The sequence below is a fragment of the Streptomyces sp. AA1529 genome (genome assembly GCF_000280905.1).
Taxonomy (GTDB): Bacteria; Actinomycetota; Actinomycetes; order Streptomycetales; family Streptomycetaceae; genus Streptomyces.
Genome location: NZ_ALAP01000103.1, coordinates 51,250 through 69,807, shown reverse-complemented (window position 1 = coordinate 69,807; position 18,558 = coordinate 51,250). Strand labels below are relative to the sequence as shown.

Annotated in this window: 15 protein-coding genes; 7 read left to right on the top strand and 8 right to left on the bottom strand. The window is 69.7% G+C overall.

Annotated features, from left to right (window positions below):
• Positions 1–3: 3 nt before the first annotated feature.
• The 6 genes from A949_RS0130390 (at position 4) to A949_RS0130365 (ending at position 5,384) form a co-directional block, all read left to right on the top strand.
• Positions 4–249 carry an acyl carrier protein gene (locus A949_RS0130390; RefSeq protein ID WP_019359838.1) on the top strand — a complete coding sequence of 82 codons (246 nt, stop codon included), beginning with the start codon at positions 4–6 and terminating at the stop codon, positions 247–249.
• Positions 246–1,475 (top strand): beta-ketoacyl-[acyl-carrier-protein] synthase family protein, encoded by a 1,230-nt coding sequence (locus tag A949_RS0130385; RefSeq protein WP_019359837.1) that lies wholly within the window; start codon positions 246–248, stop codon positions 1,473–1,475. Before A949_RS0130390 ends, A949_RS0130385 begins: the two co-directional genes overlap by 4 nt.
• A 45-nt stretch (positions 1,476–1,520) precedes the next feature.
• A complete protein-coding gene (locus A949_RS0130380) occupies positions 1,521–2,411 on the top strand; it encodes a DUF6206 family protein (RefSeq protein ID WP_019359836.1) in 891 nt (296 codons plus the stop codon).
• Positions 2,398–3,183, top strand: coding sequence for a 4'-phosphopantetheinyl transferase family protein (locus tag A949_RS0130375; RefSeq protein WP_019359835.1), 786 nt, complete (start codon positions 2,398–2,400; stop codon positions 3,181–3,183). The genes A949_RS0130380 and A949_RS0130375 overlap by 14 nt, the downstream gene beginning before the upstream one ends.
• Before the next feature lie 17 nt (positions 3,184–3,200).
• A complete protein-coding gene (locus A949_RS35110; protein ID WP_019359834.1) occupies positions 3,201–4,373 on the top strand; it encodes a hypothetical protein in 1,173 nt (390 codons plus the stop codon).
• A gap of 360 nt (positions 4,374–4,733) precedes the next feature.
• Positions 4,734–5,384, top strand: coding sequence for a helix-turn-helix transcriptional regulator (locus A949_RS0130365; RefSeq protein ID WP_019359833.1), 651 nt, complete (start codon positions 4,734–4,736; stop codon positions 5,382–5,384).
• A 90-nt stretch (positions 5,385–5,474) separates the two neighbouring features.
• On the opposite strand, the gene A949_RS0130360 is transcribed toward A949_RS0130365, so the two are convergent.
• The 5 genes from A949_RS0130360 to A949_RS0130340 all read right to left on the bottom strand — a co-directional run bounded on the left by A949_RS0130360 (position 5,475) and on the right by A949_RS0130340 (position 12,905).
• Positions 5,475–5,792 (bottom strand): hypothetical protein, encoded by a 318-nt coding sequence (locus A949_RS0130360; RefSeq protein ID WP_019359832.1) that lies wholly within the window; start codon positions 5,790–5,792, stop codon positions 5,475–5,477.
• Between the two features lie 57 nt (positions 5,793–5,849).
• Positions 5,850–7,016, bottom strand: coding sequence for an L-prolyl-[peptidyl-carrier protein] dehydrogenase (gene redW, locus A949_RS0130355; RefSeq protein WP_026005183.1), 1,167 nt, complete (start codon positions 7,014–7,016; stop codon positions 5,850–5,852).
• The gene (locus A949_RS0130350; protein ID WP_019359830.1) at positions 7,006–9,861 is read right to left on the bottom strand and encodes a beta-ketoacyl [acyl carrier protein] synthase domain-containing protein; all 2,856 of its coding nucleotides are present in this window, start codon (positions 9,859–9,861) and stop codon (positions 7,006–7,008) included. Before A949_RS0130350 ends, redW begins: the two co-directional genes overlap by 11 nt.
• Positions 9,862–9,901: 40 nt before the next feature.
• On the bottom strand, positions 9,902–10,654 hold the full coding sequence (locus A949_RS0130345; RefSeq protein ID WP_272944217.1) for an AfsR/SARP family transcriptional regulator: 753 nt from the start codon (positions 10,652–10,654) through the stop codon (positions 9,902–9,904).
• Positions 10,655–11,396: 742 nt separating this feature from the next.
• A complete protein-coding gene (locus A949_RS0130340) occupies positions 11,397–12,905 on the bottom strand; it encodes an FG-GAP-like repeat-containing protein (protein ID WP_106428952.1) in 1,509 nt (502 codons plus the stop codon).
• A 381-nt stretch (positions 12,906–13,286) separates the two neighbouring features.
• Between A949_RS0130340 and A949_RS0130335 the strand changes: the two genes are divergently transcribed.
• Positions 13,287–13,976: an O-methyltransferase gene (locus tag A949_RS0130335; protein ID WP_019359827.1), complete on the top strand. Its 690-nt coding sequence runs from the start codon at positions 13,287–13,289 to the stop codon at positions 13,974–13,976.
• A 367-nt stretch (positions 13,977–14,343) separates the two neighbouring features.
• Here A949_RS0130335 and A949_RS0130330 read toward each other — a convergent pair whose 3' ends face one another.
• From A949_RS0130330 to A949_RS0130320, 3 genes are read right to left on the bottom strand one after another with little or no spacing between them, the layout of a single operon-like run.
• Positions 14,344–16,806 carry a glycoside hydrolase family 3 N-terminal domain-containing protein gene (locus tag A949_RS0130330; RefSeq protein WP_026005181.1) on the bottom strand — a complete coding sequence of 821 codons (2,463 nt, stop codon included), beginning with the start codon at positions 16,804–16,806 and terminating at the stop codon, positions 14,344–14,346.
• A complete protein-coding gene (locus tag A949_RS0130325; protein ID WP_019359825.1) occupies positions 16,803–17,624 on the bottom strand; it encodes a carbohydrate ABC transporter permease in 822 nt (273 codons plus the stop codon). Before A949_RS0130325 ends, A949_RS0130330 begins: the two co-directional genes overlap by 4 nt.
• Entirely contained in the window at positions 17,621–18,556 is a 936-nt protein-coding gene (locus A949_RS0130320; protein WP_019359824.1) for a carbohydrate ABC transporter permease, read from the bottom strand. Before A949_RS0130320 ends, A949_RS0130325 begins: the two co-directional genes overlap by 4 nt.
• Positions 18,557–18,558: the final 2 nt, after the last annotated feature.

The window sequence follows — 18,558 nt, the reverse complement described above, 5'->3', positions numbered from 1 at the left end:
GGTATGAGCGCGATGTACGAGAAGCTGGTGGACATTCTCGGCGATCACTTCGCCGTCGACCGCGCGAAGATCACGCCGGAAGCAACTTTCGAGGACCTGAAGATGGACTCGCTTTTCCTCGTCGAGTTCCTTCTGGTGGTCCAGTCGGAATTCGACGTCAAGCTCGACGACGACGTGGCCGCCCTCACCGACACCATCGGGCAGGTGGCGGACCTGTTGGAGGACCGGACCAAGGCCACGGCCCGGTGACAGCCTCCGCACCCGTCGCCGTCACCGGCCTGGGCCTGATCACCGCTTCCGGCATCGGGGCGGAGGAGACCTGGCGAGGCGTCTGTGCGGGACGCTCCGCAGCGGCGCGGGACCCCCGCCTCGAAGGACTGCCCGTCGACATCTCCTGCGCGGTTCCGGACCTGGACCCCGTCCGGCACGTGGGCAGGCGCAGCCCCCTGATGCACGACCGCTTCATCCAACTGGCGATCGTCGCCGCGCGGGAGGCCGTCGCGGACTGCGGCCTGGACCCGCTGACCTGGGACGGCGCCCGCGTCGGCGTGGTCGTCGGCTGCGGGCTCGGCGGCATCGGGACGATGGAGACACAGCACCGGCGCCTGCTGGAGAAGGGCCCCGAGTCGGTCTCGGCGCTGCTGCTGCCGATGCTGGTGCCGAACATGGTCGCCGGGCACCTGGCGATCGACCTGCATGCCACCGGGCCGAATTTCGTGACCGCGACCGCGTGCGCGTCCGGCGGCACCGCGATCGGCACCGCCGCGAGTCTGCTGCGCGACGGATCCTGCGATGTCGTCCTCGCCGGGGGCACCGAGGCGAACGTGACTCCGCTGATGGTCACCGGCTTCAACCAGATGGGGGCGCTCTCACGCAGGGTGGACGAGCCGGAAGCCGCCTCCCGCCCCTTCGACCAGGACCGCGACGGGTTCGTCATCGGGGAGGGCAGCGGTGTCCTCGTCCTGGAACGGGAGGCCGACGCCGCGGCCCGCGGCGCCCGGGTCAGGGCCAGGCTGGCCGGGTACGGTGCCTCCGCCGACGCCCACCACATCACCGCCCCCGAGCCGGAGGGGGCCAGCGTGCTGCGGGCCGTCGAGAACGCACTGGCACAGGCGGACGTCGGCTCCGGCGAGATCGGGCACGTCAACGCCCACGGCACCTCCACCCCGCTCAACGACGCCGTCGAGGCCCGGATGCTGCGGCGTCTGATCGGCGACGGCGCCGCGGTGACCTCCACCAAGGGGGTGCTCGGCCACACCCTGGGCGCGGCGGGAGCGATCGAGGCGGCCCTGACGGTGCTCGCCCTCGAACGGTCCACGATCCCGCCGACGGCCAATCTCGGCTCCCAGGACCCCGCGCTGGAACTGGACGTCGTCACCGGCCGGCCCCGCGAGGAGAAGGCCGAGGTGGCCATGAGCAACTCCTTCGGCTTCGGCGGCCAGAACGCGGTCCTGGTCTTCACCTCGGGCGACTGAGGTCCACAGAGCGGAAGAAGTTCCACCGAGAGGAGGTGGCGCCCCATGACGTTCACCGTTCCCGACAGCGAGCTGGCGGCGCTTGAGACACGCGTGCGGACCGCGCTCCGGAAGCCCGGCGACACCGCCCTGCCGCTGCTGGGCCACGGCGAAGTGACCCTGGTTCTGGAGCTCGACACCCCGCACGGTTCCTTCGCCTGCAAACGGCTCCCCGTCTTCCCCGACCGCTCCAGGTTCCTCGCCTACGAGCAGGTTCTCGACACCTACTTGCGACGCCTGCGGGAGGGCGGCGTCCGTGTCGTGGAGACCCGGCTCTGGCACGAGCGGCAGGCCGAGGGGGGCGGCATCACCGGATACTGCGTCCAGCAGACCCTGCCCCGCAAGCGGTTGTGCTCGTCCTTGCTGCACAGCGAGGGACCGGCCTGGGCGGAGAGCTTCTTCACCCGGTTCCTCGACCAGGTCGACGGAGCCGTGTCGCCCACGCTCGGGCTCGATGCGCAGGCGTCGAACTGGGTCGATCTCGACGGCGAACTGCTCTACATCGATGTGACCTCACCGCTGATGCGGGACGCAGGGGGCGACGAACTCCTGGATGTGCGGCTCTTCTTCGCCTCGCTGCCCTGGCTGGTGCGGGACCTGGTCCGGGTGGCCACCGCCAGGTCCATCTTCGACAAGTTCTACACGACCCGCGGCGTGGTGCTCGACTTCCTGGGCAACCTGCACAAAGAGCGGTTGGCCGGGCTGATACCGGGCTTCCTCGAGCAGGCCAACGCACGACTGGCGACCCCGCTCACCGAGGACGAGGTGGCCGGGTACTACCGGGCCGACGCCCGCTCCTGGGCCCTCATCCAGCGGCTCCGCAAAGCCGACCGCTTCTGGCACCGAGTGCTGCGCCGCCCGTATCCGTACCTGCTGCCTCCCGATGTCGACCGGTGAAAGGACTCCGCGCGCCGCCGACGGCACCGGGCACCCGCTCACCCTGGACCCCCGCCGGCCACTGCGTATACACCACTTCGGGCCCCGGCTGACCCTCGCGGTGGTGTCCATCGCCCGGCTGCGCGGAGCAGGCGACGGGGCGCTCCGGCAACTCTCCGACCGGCACCTGGCCCCACAGGAGGCCGCGCAGGCCGCCACGATCCCGCTGGCACGCCGGCGGTGCGAGTGGCTCGCGGGGCGGCTGGCCGTCAAACAGAGCGTCTGCGCCTACCAGTTGCGCCACTGGGGCAGCGCCGTGCGAAGCCGCTCGATAGCCGTCGACACAGTCGCCGGTGGAATGCGGGCGGGCAAGCCGGTGGTCGATGCTCCGGTGGAAGTGGGGCTCTCCCACTCCGCCGACCTGGCGGTGGCGGCCTGCGGGCCGCACGCGGTGGGACTCGATCTGGAGCACGAGCGTGTGGTCCCGCCGCTGCTGGCCCGGCTCCTGCGTGTCGACCACGAGCCCGAGCGCGCGGATTCCGGTCCCTCGCGGCTGAAGCGGATGCCGCTGCCGTTGCGCTGGGCCTGCAAGGAGGCCGTGCTGAAGCACTACGGATTCGGGCTCCGGATCGACGCCGGTCAAGTGCGGCTGACCGGATGGGCCCCGGACGGCCGCTTCTCCTGGCGTGCCGGGCCCCACCTGTTGCGGCACGCCCCGGCTTCCGGCGGTGGGCTCGGGGAGAGCTGGGCAATGGAGATCGACGGCTATTTCCTGGCCGTGGTCAGCGCATAGGAACCCAGGGAGGACGGATGCAGCCGACGGACGAGAAGGAGCACGCCCCGGCGGAGGAGTTCGGTGCCGCGCTGACCGCCGCGACCGCGTTGGCCGCGCACGCGCCCTCCTCGCACAACTGCCAGCCCTGGGGGATCGTCCGGCTGGCCAGCGCACCTGCTCGGGCGGTCGCGGGTGACGTGCTCGGTATCGAACCCCGACCGGACGAGGAGTACGTGGCGCTCGCACTCGACCATGCCCGCGAACTCTCGGCTCTTCCCGCGCACGCGACCGAGATGCGGGTCAGTTGCGGAGCCTACTGGCGCATACTGCTGCGCGGGCTCGCCGCGCGGGGCTGGTGCACCACTCGGGCGCGCACGCCCTCGGCCGATGCCGAAGCCGCTCCCGTGCCCGGCTGGCCCCACCAGTGGTCGCTGCTGTGCACAGCAGCGCTGCGCAGAACCACGAGCTTCCGGGAGGATCCCGCGCAACTGCACAGTGCGGTCCGCAATCGCCGCACCTGCCGCGGGCCCTACCGGAGCGAGCCGCTGGATCCGGCTGTCCTCACGTCATTGGGCCGCGCCTCCGAGGCCCCCGGCCCGGCGCCCGCAGACGTGGTGACGGTGCAGCACATCACGCGGCATCAGCACATCGCACAGTTCGCGGACTTCTGCGCCGAGCACGCCGGGCGGGACTTCAGCCATCCGGAAGCGTGGCGGGAGACCCACTCCTTCCTGCGCTGGAGTTCGGCACACGCCCGCAGCCGGGGCGACGGATTCACCCTGCCGCAGCTCTTCGGTCCGCTCTCACCTCTGCAGCGGTTGCGCACGCGGGTGTTCCTCAACCCCGGAGTGCTGCGGTCGCTGTGCCACCTGGGATATCACCGCAGGCTGGCCGACGGGATGGCGACGCTCGTCCGGGACAGCACCCCCGGGCTGTCGGTCATGGGCTTCGCCGACAGCCGGCCCGGGCTCGCCGACATGCTGGCCGGTGGCGCCCGGGTCGCGGACTACTGGCTGGCGGCGACGGAGGCGGGGCTCGCCCTGCATCCGCTCAGCGTCGTCGTCCAGCACGAGGATCTGCGGCAGGCGCTGGAGGAGCGTCTGGGCCTCAGCGGCCGCACCTTCTTCATCAGCCGGCTGGGCAGCCCCGAGGCGCCGGGCCCACCCACGGTCAGGCGCCGGGACTCCACGGCACACCACCCCCTGTGACCGGTTCAGGAGAGCCGTTTCTCCGGCATATCCCCTGCATGGTGCAGACAGCTCGGAGCCAGCGCTGCCGGCTCCGAGCTGTCTGCACCATGCACGCGTCCTGGCCGGAGCACACCGGAAAACGCTCATTCTCTGTTGATTGAGCATTCGGATCATCCTTATAGGGATTCCTGGATCCCGACTCATTGGCGTGCTAAAGTTGCGCAATCCAGCAAACAGGGGATGAGTGCATAGGGGTGTGAGAATGTTGACGTACCACCCGGTCAACAGAATGCGCACCAGACTCCTCGCCCGGCGTGCGCAGGAAGCTCATCCACACGGACGTCCCCCTCGGCCGGAAGGCGCCAAGGGGGACGCGCCATGAGCACGGACATATTGATGTACTGCGACAAGCTGATCATGTGCCAGGGGATGCACGCCCTGCTGGGCCAGCACAACCTGCAGGTCACGGCGGAGATGTCGATGAGCCGCGTGATCGCGCTCGCGACGGAGCACCCTCCCGAGGTGATCGTCGTGGTGAGTCCGGCCCTCACGGTGGACGACCAGCAGGAGCTCGCCGATCTCGCGCGGCTGGGAAAAGTGCTCATGCTCGCCAAGGCGGAAAATCTTCCCCGAGCTTTCGAGGCATTAAGAGTCGGAGTGCGCGCCGTATTGTCGGTGGAAAGCTCGGTCCATGAACTCCTGCATGTCATCAAAACACTGATCGAAGTCGACGCCATTGTAATTCCGGTAGCGGCCCGGAAATCCGTGGAAATGCTGGCACGACCCTGCACTCCACCCATGGCCGGCAATACATTGACGGTGCGAGAGAATGAGGTCCTGCTGCTGCTCGCTCAGGGGCTGGTGAACGAGGAGATCGCCGCTAAGCTTTCGGTTTCCAGCGCCACGATTCGGTCCCACGTCCACAACCTGCTGCACAAGCTCAACGTCCGGTCACGGGCGCAGGCGGTCGCTCTCGCTTACGAGACCGGACTGATCAACACGATCGGCCGGAACGCGCCGCAGCACTGAGCGCCGGCGCACCCCCCGGGGCCGGGCCCTGGACCGGCGGGCCCGGAGACACCCGGGGCGGCGACCCGAACCGGCCGGATCATCCCCGGATCATCCCGCGGCATAGCCCGGACCCACGCGTTCACCGGCCAACTCGTCCACCACCTGCGCCAGTCCGTCGAACTCGGCTGCCAGCTCGCGGAAGACGTCCCCCTCCATGTCCTTCCGGAACGCTTCCCGGCTCCGCACCGAGATCACCTCGAAGTAGCCGCAGGACGCGGTGTCGCCGGCCGGAACACGCTGTACGCCGAAGGCGATGACGCTGGGCAGTCGGGGGCAGGCGGCGTAGTCCGTCTCACGCACCCACCTTTCGAACGTGGCAGGATCCACGCCCTCCCGCAGTCGGATCCGATGCACGATCACATCCATTCTGTGCTCCCTCCTCTTCGGGGGCGTGGCTTCTCTCCAGCCTCGCCCGAGTACCGGTCAGCGGCTTCCCCCAGTGGCCCGGCGCCGGGTTCCGAGACCGAGCGCGCGGGCCACGTTGTTCTTCTGGATCTCGTTCGTCCCGGAGAAGATCCTGGCCGGCAGGGCATCCCGCAGCAGGCTCTCGGCCTCGCCGTCGAGCACTCCCAGAGCACCTCGCAACTGGATCGCGTCCAGGCCGATCTGCACCGCCGCCTCACTCACGGCGATCTTCGCCAGAGCCGGAGCCACCTCGTCGTCGGCGCCGTCGGCCAGCCCCTTGGCAGCCTTGTACAGCAGCAGCCGAGCCGATTCGTGCCGTGCCATCATGTCCACCACTCGATGGCTCACGGCCTGGAAGCCGCCCACCGGAGTGCCGAACTGCTCCCGTTCCCGTACGTGCGCGACGGTGGAGTCGAGGACCCGCTTCATGGCGCCGAGATAGACGGCGAACAGACAGATGCGCTCCCACTTCATCGAGCACGAGAACACCGCCACGCCCGAGCCCTCCGCCCCCAGCAGGTGGGTGTCGGGCACGAGGCAGCCGTCGAAGTGGACATCCGCCATCGGGGAGCCGCGCAAGCCGATCTTGTCGTACCGGCGTCCCACGGTCAGGCCGGGGGTACCGGCCTCCACCAGGAAGGTGCTCAGCCCGAAGAAGCCGCCGCCCGGGTCGGTGGCGGCCTGTACCACGAACACGTCCGCCACCGGGGAGTTGGTGGTGAAGCACTTCGATCCCGTGATCCGGTAGGTGTCGCCCTCGCGGACGGCACGAGTGCGCAACCGCAGTGCGTCCGAGCCGGCCTCCGGCTCGGTGATGCAGTGCGCCGCGATCCGTTCGCCCGAGCCGAGGGCGGGGAGCCAGCGCTTCTTCTGCTCCTCGGTACCGAACTCCGCGATGGGTGTGGCAGCGGCGAACAGGTGGGCGGCCACCGAGAAGGCGAACCCGACATCCGTGCAGCTGAGTCCGAGGGCCTCCATCATGGCCGCACACGTGAGCGCGTCCAGTCCGCTCCCCCCGTAGGCGGCGGGCAGACTGCTGCCGACCAGCCCCTGTCGGCCCGCCCTGGACCAGCGGCGGCGGAAGTCCTCGGCATCGAATTCGGCAGGGGCGGCCAGCTCACGATGTGCGAACCGGGTCACCATGCCGCGCATCTCTTCCGTCTCTGCGGAGAAGTCAAAATCCATGGCTGTCGGTGTACTCCTCGAGGAGCAGGTGGTAGTTGATGCCGCCGGTGCCGAACGAACTGACGCCGGCCCGCCGGGGCCGGCCGGGGCCGGTGCACCAGGGGCGGGAGTGCGTCGAGATCCGTGCCGGTATCCGGTCGAGTTCCAGCCCGGCCGGGCTCGACCGGAGGTTGGTGGTGGCCGGCAGGGTTCCGGACCGCATGGCCAGCAGGGTGCGTAGCAGACCTGCCGCGCCCGCGGCCGCGAACGTGTGCCCGAAGAAGGATTTTCCGGAGCCGATCTCCAGGGGTCTCCGGCCCGGTTGCCCGTAGACCTGTCGTACGGCGGCGGCCTCGACCTGGTCGCCCACCCGGGTCCCGGTTCCGTGGGACTCCAGGTAGTCCACCGCTTCGGGACCGAAGTCCACCTGTTCGAAGGCCTGTTCCATGGCGCGCACCTGGCCTGCCACGTCCGGGGCGATGAGGGATTTGGCGTCGTTCGAGGCGCCCACACCGCGCAGCAGGCCGTGGATCGGATCGCCGTCCCTCCGAGCGTCCCCGTACCGCTTCAGCAAGAAGAGCGCACAGCCGTCGCCGGGACTGAAGCCGTCGGCGGACTCGTCGAACGGAGTGATCTTTTCGTGCGAGAGCAGGCCGAGTGCCGAGCAGAGCACCATGTCCCGTGCGTTGCACGGGAGTTCCACGCCACCGGCGAGCGCGTAGTCCACGCTTCCCGTTCTGAGCCGGCTGACGGCCAGATCCACGGCAGCCAGCGAGGAGGCGCAGGCCGCCTCCACCGCCACGGGGACAGCGGCGATGCCGAACTCGTTGGCGACCAGTGCAGCGATCCCGCTCGCCAGGCAGCCGTCGAGCCCTCCCGGTGAGTCCAGTTGCTGTGCGCCGCCGTTCGGCTCACGAAGCGACTTCAGCAGCGGTTCCAGCTCCTGCCCGGACCACCCGGCCAGCGCGTCGAGGGATCCCACCAGCTCCTCGAAGAGGTCCGGACACAGTGCGGTGTTCAGATGCCGCTCCCGGGAAAGTCCCAGGTTGCTGCCGACCGCCACCAGCCCGGCTCCGGTCAGCGTTCCGGCCGACAGGCCGGGCCGGGCGAACAGCTCTGCGGCCACCGTCAGTCCGACACGCTGCGTGGCGTCCAGTTCACTGAACCGTGCGGGAGGGATGCGCAGCCCGGCCGGGGGTGTCTCGGGCACCTCCATGGGCGCCCCGTACTCCGCGTAGCTGCGGTTGAGGCTGAGGGCGGACGGACTGTGGTACAGATCGCGTTCGAGCAGCGCTTCGGGCACCGGCCGGATCCGGTCCCGACCGGAAAGCGTCACGTCCCAGAAGGCGCCCGCATCGGCGGTGTCGGCGAACCTGCCGCCGAACCCTACCACGGCGACGGGTTCAGGAGCGTTCCCCCTCCACCGCGGCCGCCCAGATGCCGGCACGGCGGTCACCGTTGCTGCCGGCTCCGCGGCCTCCCGGTGCTCCTCCATGATCAGGTGGCAGAGCCCGCCCGTGAGCGACGCCCCACTGACCACGGCGCGGCGCGGTGAGCCGTCCGGAGGCGGTCGCCACTCCTCGGAATCCCTGGGGGCGCGGAGGGACGGACCCGGGGCATCGGGCTCTTCTCCCCAGGCCGCCGTGCGCAGTGGCGGAATCGTGCGATGGTGCAGCGCCAGGGCGACTTTGCTGACAGCGGCCAGCCCGATGTTCGCGAAAGTGTGCCCCAGCCGGTCCCGGACGCTGCCCACAGCCACGGACGGTGCCGCGCCGTCCTGCGCGTCGGCGCAGGCTCCGGCCGCCAACCGCGGATCGTTCCCCGTGCACTCCAGGTACTGGGCTGCGGCACGAGGCCGGTCCACACGGCGCCAGCTCTCCGCGGCCGCTTCCCGGTACCGGTCGGCCGAAGCCGAGTAGCGGAACACCCCGCGGCGCGTGTCATGACGCAGGGTGCAGTCGAGGAGCTTCGCATAGACGCGGTCACCGTCCTGCGACGCCGAGGAGAGGCGCTTCAGCAGCAGCGCCCCGACGCCTTCGCCGAGCGCCGCCGGCGCGGAGGCGTCCGCGCCGGCCGCTCCGGCCGGGAGCAGTCCTTTGGCAGCGAGCGCGTACGGTGGCAGGCGTCCCTCGCGGCACTGCCCGGTGAGCACCAGGACGGTGTCGGTCACTCCGGTACGCAGGCTGTCCATCGCATGTGCGACGGACAGGTAGGAGGTGGCGTCGGCAGCCTCCAGGGCCAGTGTGCGTCCACGGAGCCGGAACGCGGCCGCCACCCGGGCCGGGATCGTACTGGCCATCTCCCCGATCCGGTCGTGGGGTGAGGCACCGAATCGTTTCAGGGCCGCAGACCGGAACTCCTCGGCTGCGGCCGAGCCGACCGCCGCCCCGGAGCCGCCCACAGCGTCGAGCGCCTGTTCCAGGCTGCGTGCGTATCGGCTGCTCTCCACCCGAGCGGCGTTCGCGTACTGCCGGTCGAGCCCGAAGCAGGTGCCGGTCACCACGTCGGTGCGCGCGGAGGGCAGCGGGCGCTGTGCGTACCCGGCGTCGCTCAGACACTGGCGCGCTGCCTCCAGCATGAGAAGCTGCATCCGTGCCATGGATGCCGCCTGGGCCGGCGGGATGCCGAAGCGCGCGACATCGATCTCGATGTCGCCCAGCCCTTGGCCCTCCGGCTCGGCGGGCAGGTCGGTGCGCAGCCGACTCTCCCCGGCCTGTTGCTCGCCTTGCGTGAGCAGCCGCCAGTAGTCGGCGACCCCGCGCGCGGCCGGGTAGAGAGCCGCGATGCCCACCACGGCGATCGGCTCGTCCTGCTGCGTCCGGGGATTCTCCTCGGTGCCCGTGCCCCTGGCCGGTCCCGCGTGCATGCGAACTGCTCCTGTTCCCCTTGCGAGATGGTCGTCTGCTTCAGCCGAGTGGCAGGCCGTCGCGTCCCGGCTCGCGTCGGCCCCAACGGCCGCCGGCATGGCCGAGCGCGGGATCATGGCTGAGGATCTCGGCGTGGAGACGCTGCAGCGGCGCCGCGGGCCGGATGCCCAGTTCGTCGTCGAGCCGACGCTGGGTGAGGCGGAAGAGTTCCAGCGCGTCGCTCTGTCTCCCGGACCGGTACAGCGCCAGCATCAGAAGCTCACAGAAACGTTCCCGCAGCGGATACTGGGCCGTGAGCTGACGCAGATCGGCGATCACCCGTGACTCGTCCCCGAGTATCAGCCGGGCGCTCGCCAAGTCCTCGAACACCGTCAGCCGTCGCTCCTCGAAGAGCGTGCCGGCGCTGCGGCAGCGGAGTCCGTCTCCGGCATCCAGCAGTGCCGGGCCCCGCCACAGCGCGAGGGCGGATTCCAGGTGGTGCAGCGCAGTTTCAGGCGCTCCCAGCAGAGCATCGGATCCGCGGACCGCATGATCGAGAAACCTGTTCCCGTCGACGCAGTCCCGGGAGATGTTGAGGAGATACCCGTTCGGAACAGCACGCAGCAAGGTGGCGTGCTGTTCGGTGTTGCCCAGCAATCGACGCACTCTGGTGGCGTGTGCCTGAAGCGCGTTGCGTGGATTCCCCACCGGATGTCCCGCCCACAATTCGTCGGCCAGGTCCACGTGCGAGACGACGTGCCCCGGCTCCAGCGCCAGAGTGGCGAGCATGGCACGGACCTTGCTGGCCCGCACCTCGATGGTGCGCCCTTCGCACGAGACGGAAAACGGACCGAGTATGTCAATGTCCACAGCTTGGTTCCCCCATGATGCTTGAACTCGCGCACCGGCCGCGCCGATGGAATTCGCGCATTGCTTTCTCTGTGGCCCCGGGCCGCGCGCCGCGGGACGCGCGAGTGCCTCTCGATTCCGCACTCGCCCACCCTCCGGAACGCCCCAGGGGTACGAATTTTCATCGGCATCGGACTGAAGAGGTGACGATGCGAATCCGTACGACTTCGCGTTACTCATTCCCTCATTGCTAGGGGTTGGTTTCCTGTTTCAGGCGGGCCATGTTTTCAGCAACCAGGAAGAGTGTCATCCAACAATCGTATTGATCTGCCTGTGAACGTCCTACGTAACCGGTCAACCACACTCATCGTTCTGTTGGGTTCTCAGGACGCCGCCTCAACAGATGTGCAGACAGCCGCCCCACGTCTACGTTCCTGCCCGCTGTGCACGTCACCGGGCGACGCCCCGTACCCGACCCCGTCGGGCGCGTCCTGGTTCCACCCGGCGCCCTCACCTGACCCGCTCCTCCCTGCCGCTCGGCCGCGGCCAAGCGCATGCCGTCAGTGCCCTCCGCATGCCGGAACGTCCGGCGAACCGGCCACCGACAGGTGGAAGCCCAGGTCGACCGTGTCCGACCTGGGCTTCCACCGAGTCACCTGCGGGGGACCCGCACGGGTCGTGCCGGACCTCCTCCGACACGACCGGATCAGCGCATCGAGCTTCCGAACCGCGCTCCGTTCACGGGCGCGTCGAGATCGCCCGGCCCGAAGGAGGTGGCGTTGTCCGTGGTGACGCCCGTAGCCGTGCCGCGAAGCGACCACACGGCGCCGGAGGAGTCGTTCTCCTGCGTCGACGAGACGTTGACGTCACGGTGTCCGTCACCGTCGACGTCCAGGAGCGCGCAGGCCGCGCCGAACTCGTCGTTCTCCTCGGCGACTCCGGGCACGCCCGGGGTGTCCTGGTCGAGCAGCTGGCTGCCCTTGCCCGTGACGCCCGTCTCGGCACCGTGCAACAGCGCGATCGCGCCCGCGTCGTCGGTGTCCCCGCTGTCCTTCCAGCGGATGCCGAGGGCGACCTCGGCGCGACCGTCGCCGGTCACATCCGCGACGGAGACGCAGGAGCCGAGCAGTTCGCCGGACGAAGGCGCCTCGCCGGGGAAGCCCTCGAGGCTCTGGTCGAACGTCTGCCGACGGCTGGAGGACAGGCCGTCCTTCGTGCCGAAGACGACCGTGACCTCGTCGAACAGATCGCTTCCGCCGCTCACCACGAGGTCGTCGAACCCGTCGCCGTCCACGTCGCCCGCGTCCATGTCCCCGCCGCCGTCGGTCGGCCCGGCGGAGACGGTGAAGCCGGAGGGGCTGCCGAGGAGGGCGTCGCTGCTGTACACGCCGTCGCCCTCGTACCTCCGGAAGATCAGATCCTGCCGGCCGTCACCGTTGACGTCGGCCACCCCACGGGCCGTCGAGGGGCCGCTGATCGAGGTGGCGCTGCTGTTCTCGTCGCCCCACTCGGACCGGTCCAGGAAGTCGAGCTTCTCGGCCGGGGTTCCGGAACGGGTCACGGGCCCCTTCCACAGGGCCGCGGGCTGCTCGACCGGGTCGTCTCCGCTCGTCCCCGGGTCCCCCAGCAGGGCGAGGTCGGCCTTCTTGTCCCCGTCGAAGTCGCCGATCTGCGGCGTGGTGCCGAATCCGGGTACGGCCGTGCCGCCGGTGAGCCCCTTGGCCGAACCCCACAGGATGACGCTGCCGGCCGAGGCGTCGGCCGATCCGACGACCAGGTCGGCGTATCCGTCACCGTCCAGGTCGCCCTTGCTGAAGGACTTCCCGAACTGCTGCCCGGCCGTGGCCGCCCCGGGCACACCGCTCGTCGAACGGCTCACCAGCTGCTTGTCCGAGGTGTCGAGGCCCTGGGCCGAACCGTAGGTGACAGCCACATAGCCGGCCTTCGCCCTGCCGCCGACGGTTCCTCCGGGGGCACCGCTCACCAGGTCCGCGTAGCCGTCCCCGTTGAGGTCCTCCGCCACCTCGGCCTGCTGCGCGGCCGGCTCCGCTGCTCGCTCCGCGGCAGCCGCCTGCCGCGGGTGGGCGAGCGTCCCGGTGGTCAGCCCACCGACGGTCGCCATCACGAGGGCGGCTCCGACGGTCGTGCGGCGGGCCGCCGATGTTCTGCGGGGCAGAGCCCCACCACATGCGGCCAGGCGTTCTCCAAAGCTCATCCGCTGCTTCCTTCGCATCCGGTCGGTTCCACGTCACAAGCGGTCGCAGGCCTCTACGGCCTTCCGGAGAGCCGAGTTGCTGCTCCCCCCTCCGGGAGGACTGCCGGTCGAGAACGCTGGTCCGCTGCACCGGATGAGATGACGGCCGGCCGCAGAATGTTCACGGGATTCTGCTCCCGATTGGCGCAGCGGCCTGCCGCGGTGCGCTCGCCCCGTGGCCTCACCGGGGCAGCGGGCAGGAAGGGTCCCCGGCGGCAGGGCGCTGCGGCGGCCCGGGTTCCGGAACCTTCCGTCAGGCGTTGGAGCCGCTGTGGTGGTGCGACGGCACACCCTTCCCCCATGGCTTAGGGTAGCCTCACCTAACCAGAGAGGGTGGTTCCTGTGCCGGAAGACTCACAGCCACTGGACGGTCGGTTCGCCGACTCGATGAGGCGGCCGCGGCCGCCCTTTCGCAGCGCACTCATCCGGGATCAGCGCGTACTCGACGTACTCGACGAGCTGTACGAGCGGGAGCGCCATATCAACTGGGAGACCTACGCCCACCACCCGGATCCGCATCACCACACCGGAACGGGGTTCTCGCTGAGCCCGGAACAGGGCGACCAGCTCCATCTTCTGGTTCGTTACGGTCGCGCACACACCGTGCTGGAGTTCGCCACATCACTGGGATTCTCCACGCTCTTTCTCGCGGCAGCACTGAAGGATGCCGGGCAAGGGATGGTGTACACGGCCGAACTCGTGCCGGAAAAAGCGCAGCAAGCACGCGAGAACATTGCTCGGGCAGGCCTCGAGGACTACGTGACCCTCCTCGAGGGGGATGCCCGCGACACCCTCGCCTCCGTTCCCGAACCGATCGATTTCGCGCTCATCGACGGATGGGCGCCGACCGTCTCTCTCGACGTTCTGAAAGTCATCGAACCGAAGCTGCGGGCCGGCGCGCTGGTCTACAACGAGAACAGGGACCCGGAATTCCTGGACTACGTCCAGGAACCGGGAAGCGGCTACGTCAATCTGCCGCTGCTGAGCGGTTCCGCATTCAAGCCGCAGGGTGAACTGTCGCTCCGGCTCTGAAGTGTTCCGGGCGGTCGGGAGCGCGACCGGATCCGGATTTCGGGGCGGACGGGCGGCGGCGAGGACATCGGCGTCCGGTCCGAGGTCCCCACCGGCCGCAGCACCGCTCCGGGGCCCCGGTCGCCTGCCGGGGCCGGTGGCACACACCGGCCCCGATCGACGAGCGGGAACTCCACCCACCCGGTCGACCGCCGGCGCCCCTGCGGGGCCGGCGGTTGGCAGGCCTGTCGCCAGGGCGCCGGGCGACTGGTTCCACACACCGTCAGCGCCGGCTCGGCACCCTGACCGACGGTGCGGCCTCGAGACACCGCGGGACCGCCCCGACGAGGGTGTCACCCGCGCCGGCTGCCACGCGTTGCGGACCGGACTACGTCGCCTCGGTGAGAAGCGCAGTCGAGACGCCCATGTGCAGTCGCCGGGTGTGGTCGACCGCGCGTACCCGCCCGGTCAGCGTGACCGGGACCGTGAAGCGCGGGTCGGTGCTCGATGTGCCCAGCCGCAGTTCGAGGTCGCCCGGCTCGATGATCCGGTGCCCTTCGCGGCCCGTGAAAGCGGCGAGGTCCGCCGGGATCGCCATGTTCACCCGGGCCGCCCGGCCCGGAGCCAGGTCGAGGCGCACATATCCGACGAGGCGCTGCACAGGCTGGACCACGGAGGCGACCGGCTGGTGAAGATATATCTGCACCACTTCGACGCCCTCTCGCACACCGGTGTTGCGGACGGTGCAGGAAAGAGCGAACTCCCCTTCTGTGGATGCCCGTCCGCACTGCACGTCCAGATCGCTCCACTCGAAGTCGGTGTACGTGAGACCGTGGCCGAATCCGAATGCCGGGGTCGGGTCGATGCTGGACACCTCGCTGGAATGACCGAGCCGCGCCGCCAGGTATGTGGAGGGCTGCGCTCCCGGGCCGCTCGGGACGCTGACGGGCAGCCGGCCGGACGGTGCGGTGCGGCCGCTGAGGAGCGAGGCGATGGCTCTCGTGCCTTCCTCACCGGGGAAGAACGACTGCACGATCGCGGCTGCCTCGTGCACCGCACGCCCAAGCGCGTAGGGGCGTCCGGCGAGCAGGGCCACGACGACAGGAGTGTGCGTGTCGAGGAGCGCGTCGAGCAGGTGCTGCTGGACACCGGGGAGGGCCAGGTTCTCGGCATCGCATCCTTCCCCGCTCGTGCCGCGGCCGAAGAGGCCGGCGCGGTCGCCCAGGGCCACGATCACAAGATCTGCTCCCCTGGCCAGCTCTGCCGCCTCCCCGATGCCCCCGGTGTCCGTGCCGTCGATGTCGACGCCCTGTGCGGCGACGATCTCGCTGTGGGGGAACTCCGCCGCGCATGCCGCACGCAGGGTGGGCAGTTCGATGCCGGATGGGGTGCCGGGGTGCCGGTTTCCGACATGGACGGGGAAGGAATAGCAGCCGAGGACCGCCGTCGGGTTCTCGGCATTGGGCCCGATGACCGCGATACGGGCAGGCGCGCCGCCGGGGCCGGCCGCGAGGGGCAGGGTTCCGTCATTGCTCAGAAGGACGAGGGCCTGTTCGGCGACCCGGCGAGCGAGCTTCCGGTTCTCACGGGTGTCGAGACGGACCGTTCCCCGCAGTGCCTCGGGGGTGCCTCCTGCGGAGCCGTCCGCCTGTCCGGCTGCGCGGAGCGCCGGCGGCACCGGATTCCAGCTCGCGTCGAGCAGCCCCAACTGGGCTTTTTGGACGAGTACCCGGCGTACCGCACGATCCACCAGTTCCTCGGATACGAGCCCCTGGGCAATCGCGTCCGTCAACGGGCCGCCGAACGCCTTGACAGTGGGCAGTTCCACATCCACGCCCGCGTCGAGTGCGGCCCCGGCCGCTTCCCCGAGGGATCCCACGACGCCGTGCAGGGTCTTCAGGAACGCGATGCCGAAGTAGTCGGCGACCACGGTCCCCTCGAAGCCCCACGCGTCGCGGAGCAGACCGGTCAGCAGCTGGCCGTCGGCCGCGGAGGGGATTCCGTCGGTGTCGGTGTAGGCGTGCATGACCGAGCGGACGCCGCTCTCGCGCACGGCCATCTCGAACGGGGGCAGGATGACATCGGCCCGCTCGCGCGCCCCCATGGCGACGGGGGCGAGGTTGCGGCCCGCCCGCGAGGCGGAGTAGCCGGCGAAGTGTTTGAGCGTGGCGACGACCCCGGCCGACTCCAGTCCTCGTACGTAGGCCGTGGCGATGGTGCCCACGAGGTACGGGTCCTCGCCGATGGTCTCCTCGACGCGCCCCCAGCGCACGTCGCGTACGACGTCCAGGACCGGGGCGAGTCCCTGGTGTACGCCGACGGAACCCATGTCACGGCCGATCGCGGCGGCCATCTCGTGGATCAGCTCCGGATGGAAGGTGGCGCCCCAGGACAGTGGTACCGGGTAGGCGGTCGCACCCCAGGTGGCGAAGCCGGCAAGGCACTCCTCGTGCGCCAGTGCCGGTATGCCGAACCGGTTCGCGCGCACGATCCGCTGCTGGGTACGGAGGAGCGAGAGAGCACCGACGGCGGGGTCGACCGGGGCTGTTCCGAACGGGCGGGTCAGCTGTCCGAGGCCGTGGGGAAGCAGGTCGTCGAATGCGACGGTCTCCCCCATGTCGTGCTGGAACGGCGCGACTTCGCCTCCCTCGTCGGACGCGCCCACCCAGACGCCGAAGAGCTGGGAGACCTTCTCCTGGAGGGTCATGGCGGCGATCAGGGCGTCAGCTCGGTCCTCGGGGGTGCGGGCCGAATCGTGCCAGGGCCCGGTGCCGTGGTCCGCGGTCCCGGAGCTCGGTGTCCGGGGAGCGGCGGTCGTCGGCGCACCGGTGTTGTCCATATTGGTGGTCACTTTCCTCCGACCCCCATCAGCCCCTGTACCAGGGCACGACGAGCGAACAGGTAGACGAGCAGGATGGGGAGCATGGACAGGACGACCGCGGCGAGCAGACCGGGGGTGTCGACGCCGTGCTCGGTCTGGAACTCGTAGAGACCCAGGGTGATCACTTTGGTCTCGGCGGACTGTGTGAGCACCAGGGGGAAGAGGAAGCCGTTCCACGCCTGGAGCGCGGAGAAGACGATGATCGTCGCGAGGCCGCTTCTGGACAGCGGCAGCACCAGTTGGAAGAAGATCCGTCGTGACGAGGCACCGTCCACCGTCATGGCCTCGTACAGGTCGGGGGTGATGTCCCGCATCACCCCGGTGAGGATCAGGGCGCACACCGGCATGGCGAAGGCCGCCGTCGGGAGGATGACGCCGATGAGGTTGTCGTAGAGACCGGCCTCGCTGATGACGAAGAACATCGGGACGATGACTGCCTGCGAGGGGATCGCCAGGCCCAGGAGGAACAGCCGGAAGACCGTGGAGGCGATCCGGCCCCGGCTTCTGACGATCGTGTACGCCAGTGGCGGGACGAGGAGGAGGACGATACCCACCACGCAGGCCGTGACGATGACGGTGTTGAGGAAGTACTGCGCGAAGCCGCTGTCGAGGTCCTCGATGTAGTTGTCGAGCGTGAAGTGCTCGGGGAAGGCCAGCGGGCCGTTCGCTGCGTAGTCGGGGCGCGACTGGAACGTGGCGATCAGCATCACGTACAGCGGCAGGCCCACCACGAGGAGCCAGAGGCCTGAGCCCAAGCCGGCGAGGTGGTTGGGACGGCTCTTGCTCACAGTCCCTCCATGGTGCTGCGCATCTTGTCGTAGCCCGAGAGCCGCGCGACGATCAACGAGATCAGTGTGGAGACGAGGACCAGGAGGAGTGCGATGGCGGATGCCGATCCGTAGTCGAAACTCTTGAACGCCTTCTGGTACATGTAGTACGCACTGATGGTGGTGTCGCTCCCCGGCCCGCCCTGGGTCAGGATGAGCACGGTGTCGAAGGTCGTGAGCCCGCCGACCACCATGAGAATGGTCGAAGTGATGATCGCGTTGCGCAGCTGCGGCAGGGTGACATGGAAGAACTGCCGTACGCGTCCGGCACCGTCGATTTCCGCCGCCTGGTAGAGCACCGGCGGCACCGCGCGCGCCGCGCCTTGGTAGATCAGCGTGTGCAGCGGGGTGAACTGCCACGTGCTGACGAAGACCAGGACGGCGATCGCACCGGACTGCGTCCCGAACAGGTTTCCGTCGCCGAACAACCAGGCCGCCTGCGCGGGGACCCCGAGGTTGGGGTCGAGGAGGGCGCGCCACAGCACGGACACCGCCGCGATGGAGAGCAGCAGCGGGACGAAGTAGATGGCGGACAGGACAGCCCGGTTGCGCTGGTGCCCCGCCGCCCAGACTCCGAGCAGGATGCTCAGCACGGTCTGGACGATGACGCCGAGCGCGGTGATCAGGACGCTCAGCCAGAGGCTCTTGGCCATGAGGGGGTCGTCGAGGAGCGTCCGCCAGTTGGCGAGGCCGACGAACTCCGGATCGCTCAGACCGTCCCAGGCCGTGAAGGACAGCACAGCGACCATGATGAGCGGGATGATGGCGAAGAGGCCGAAGAAGACAGCTGCGGGAGCCGCCCAGAGCAGTCCCGGGCGGCCCGCTCCGTTGCGGGACGGGGTGGCCTTCCTGACCGCCCCGCTGTTCTTCCGGGGGATGGCGGTTCGGGTCATGT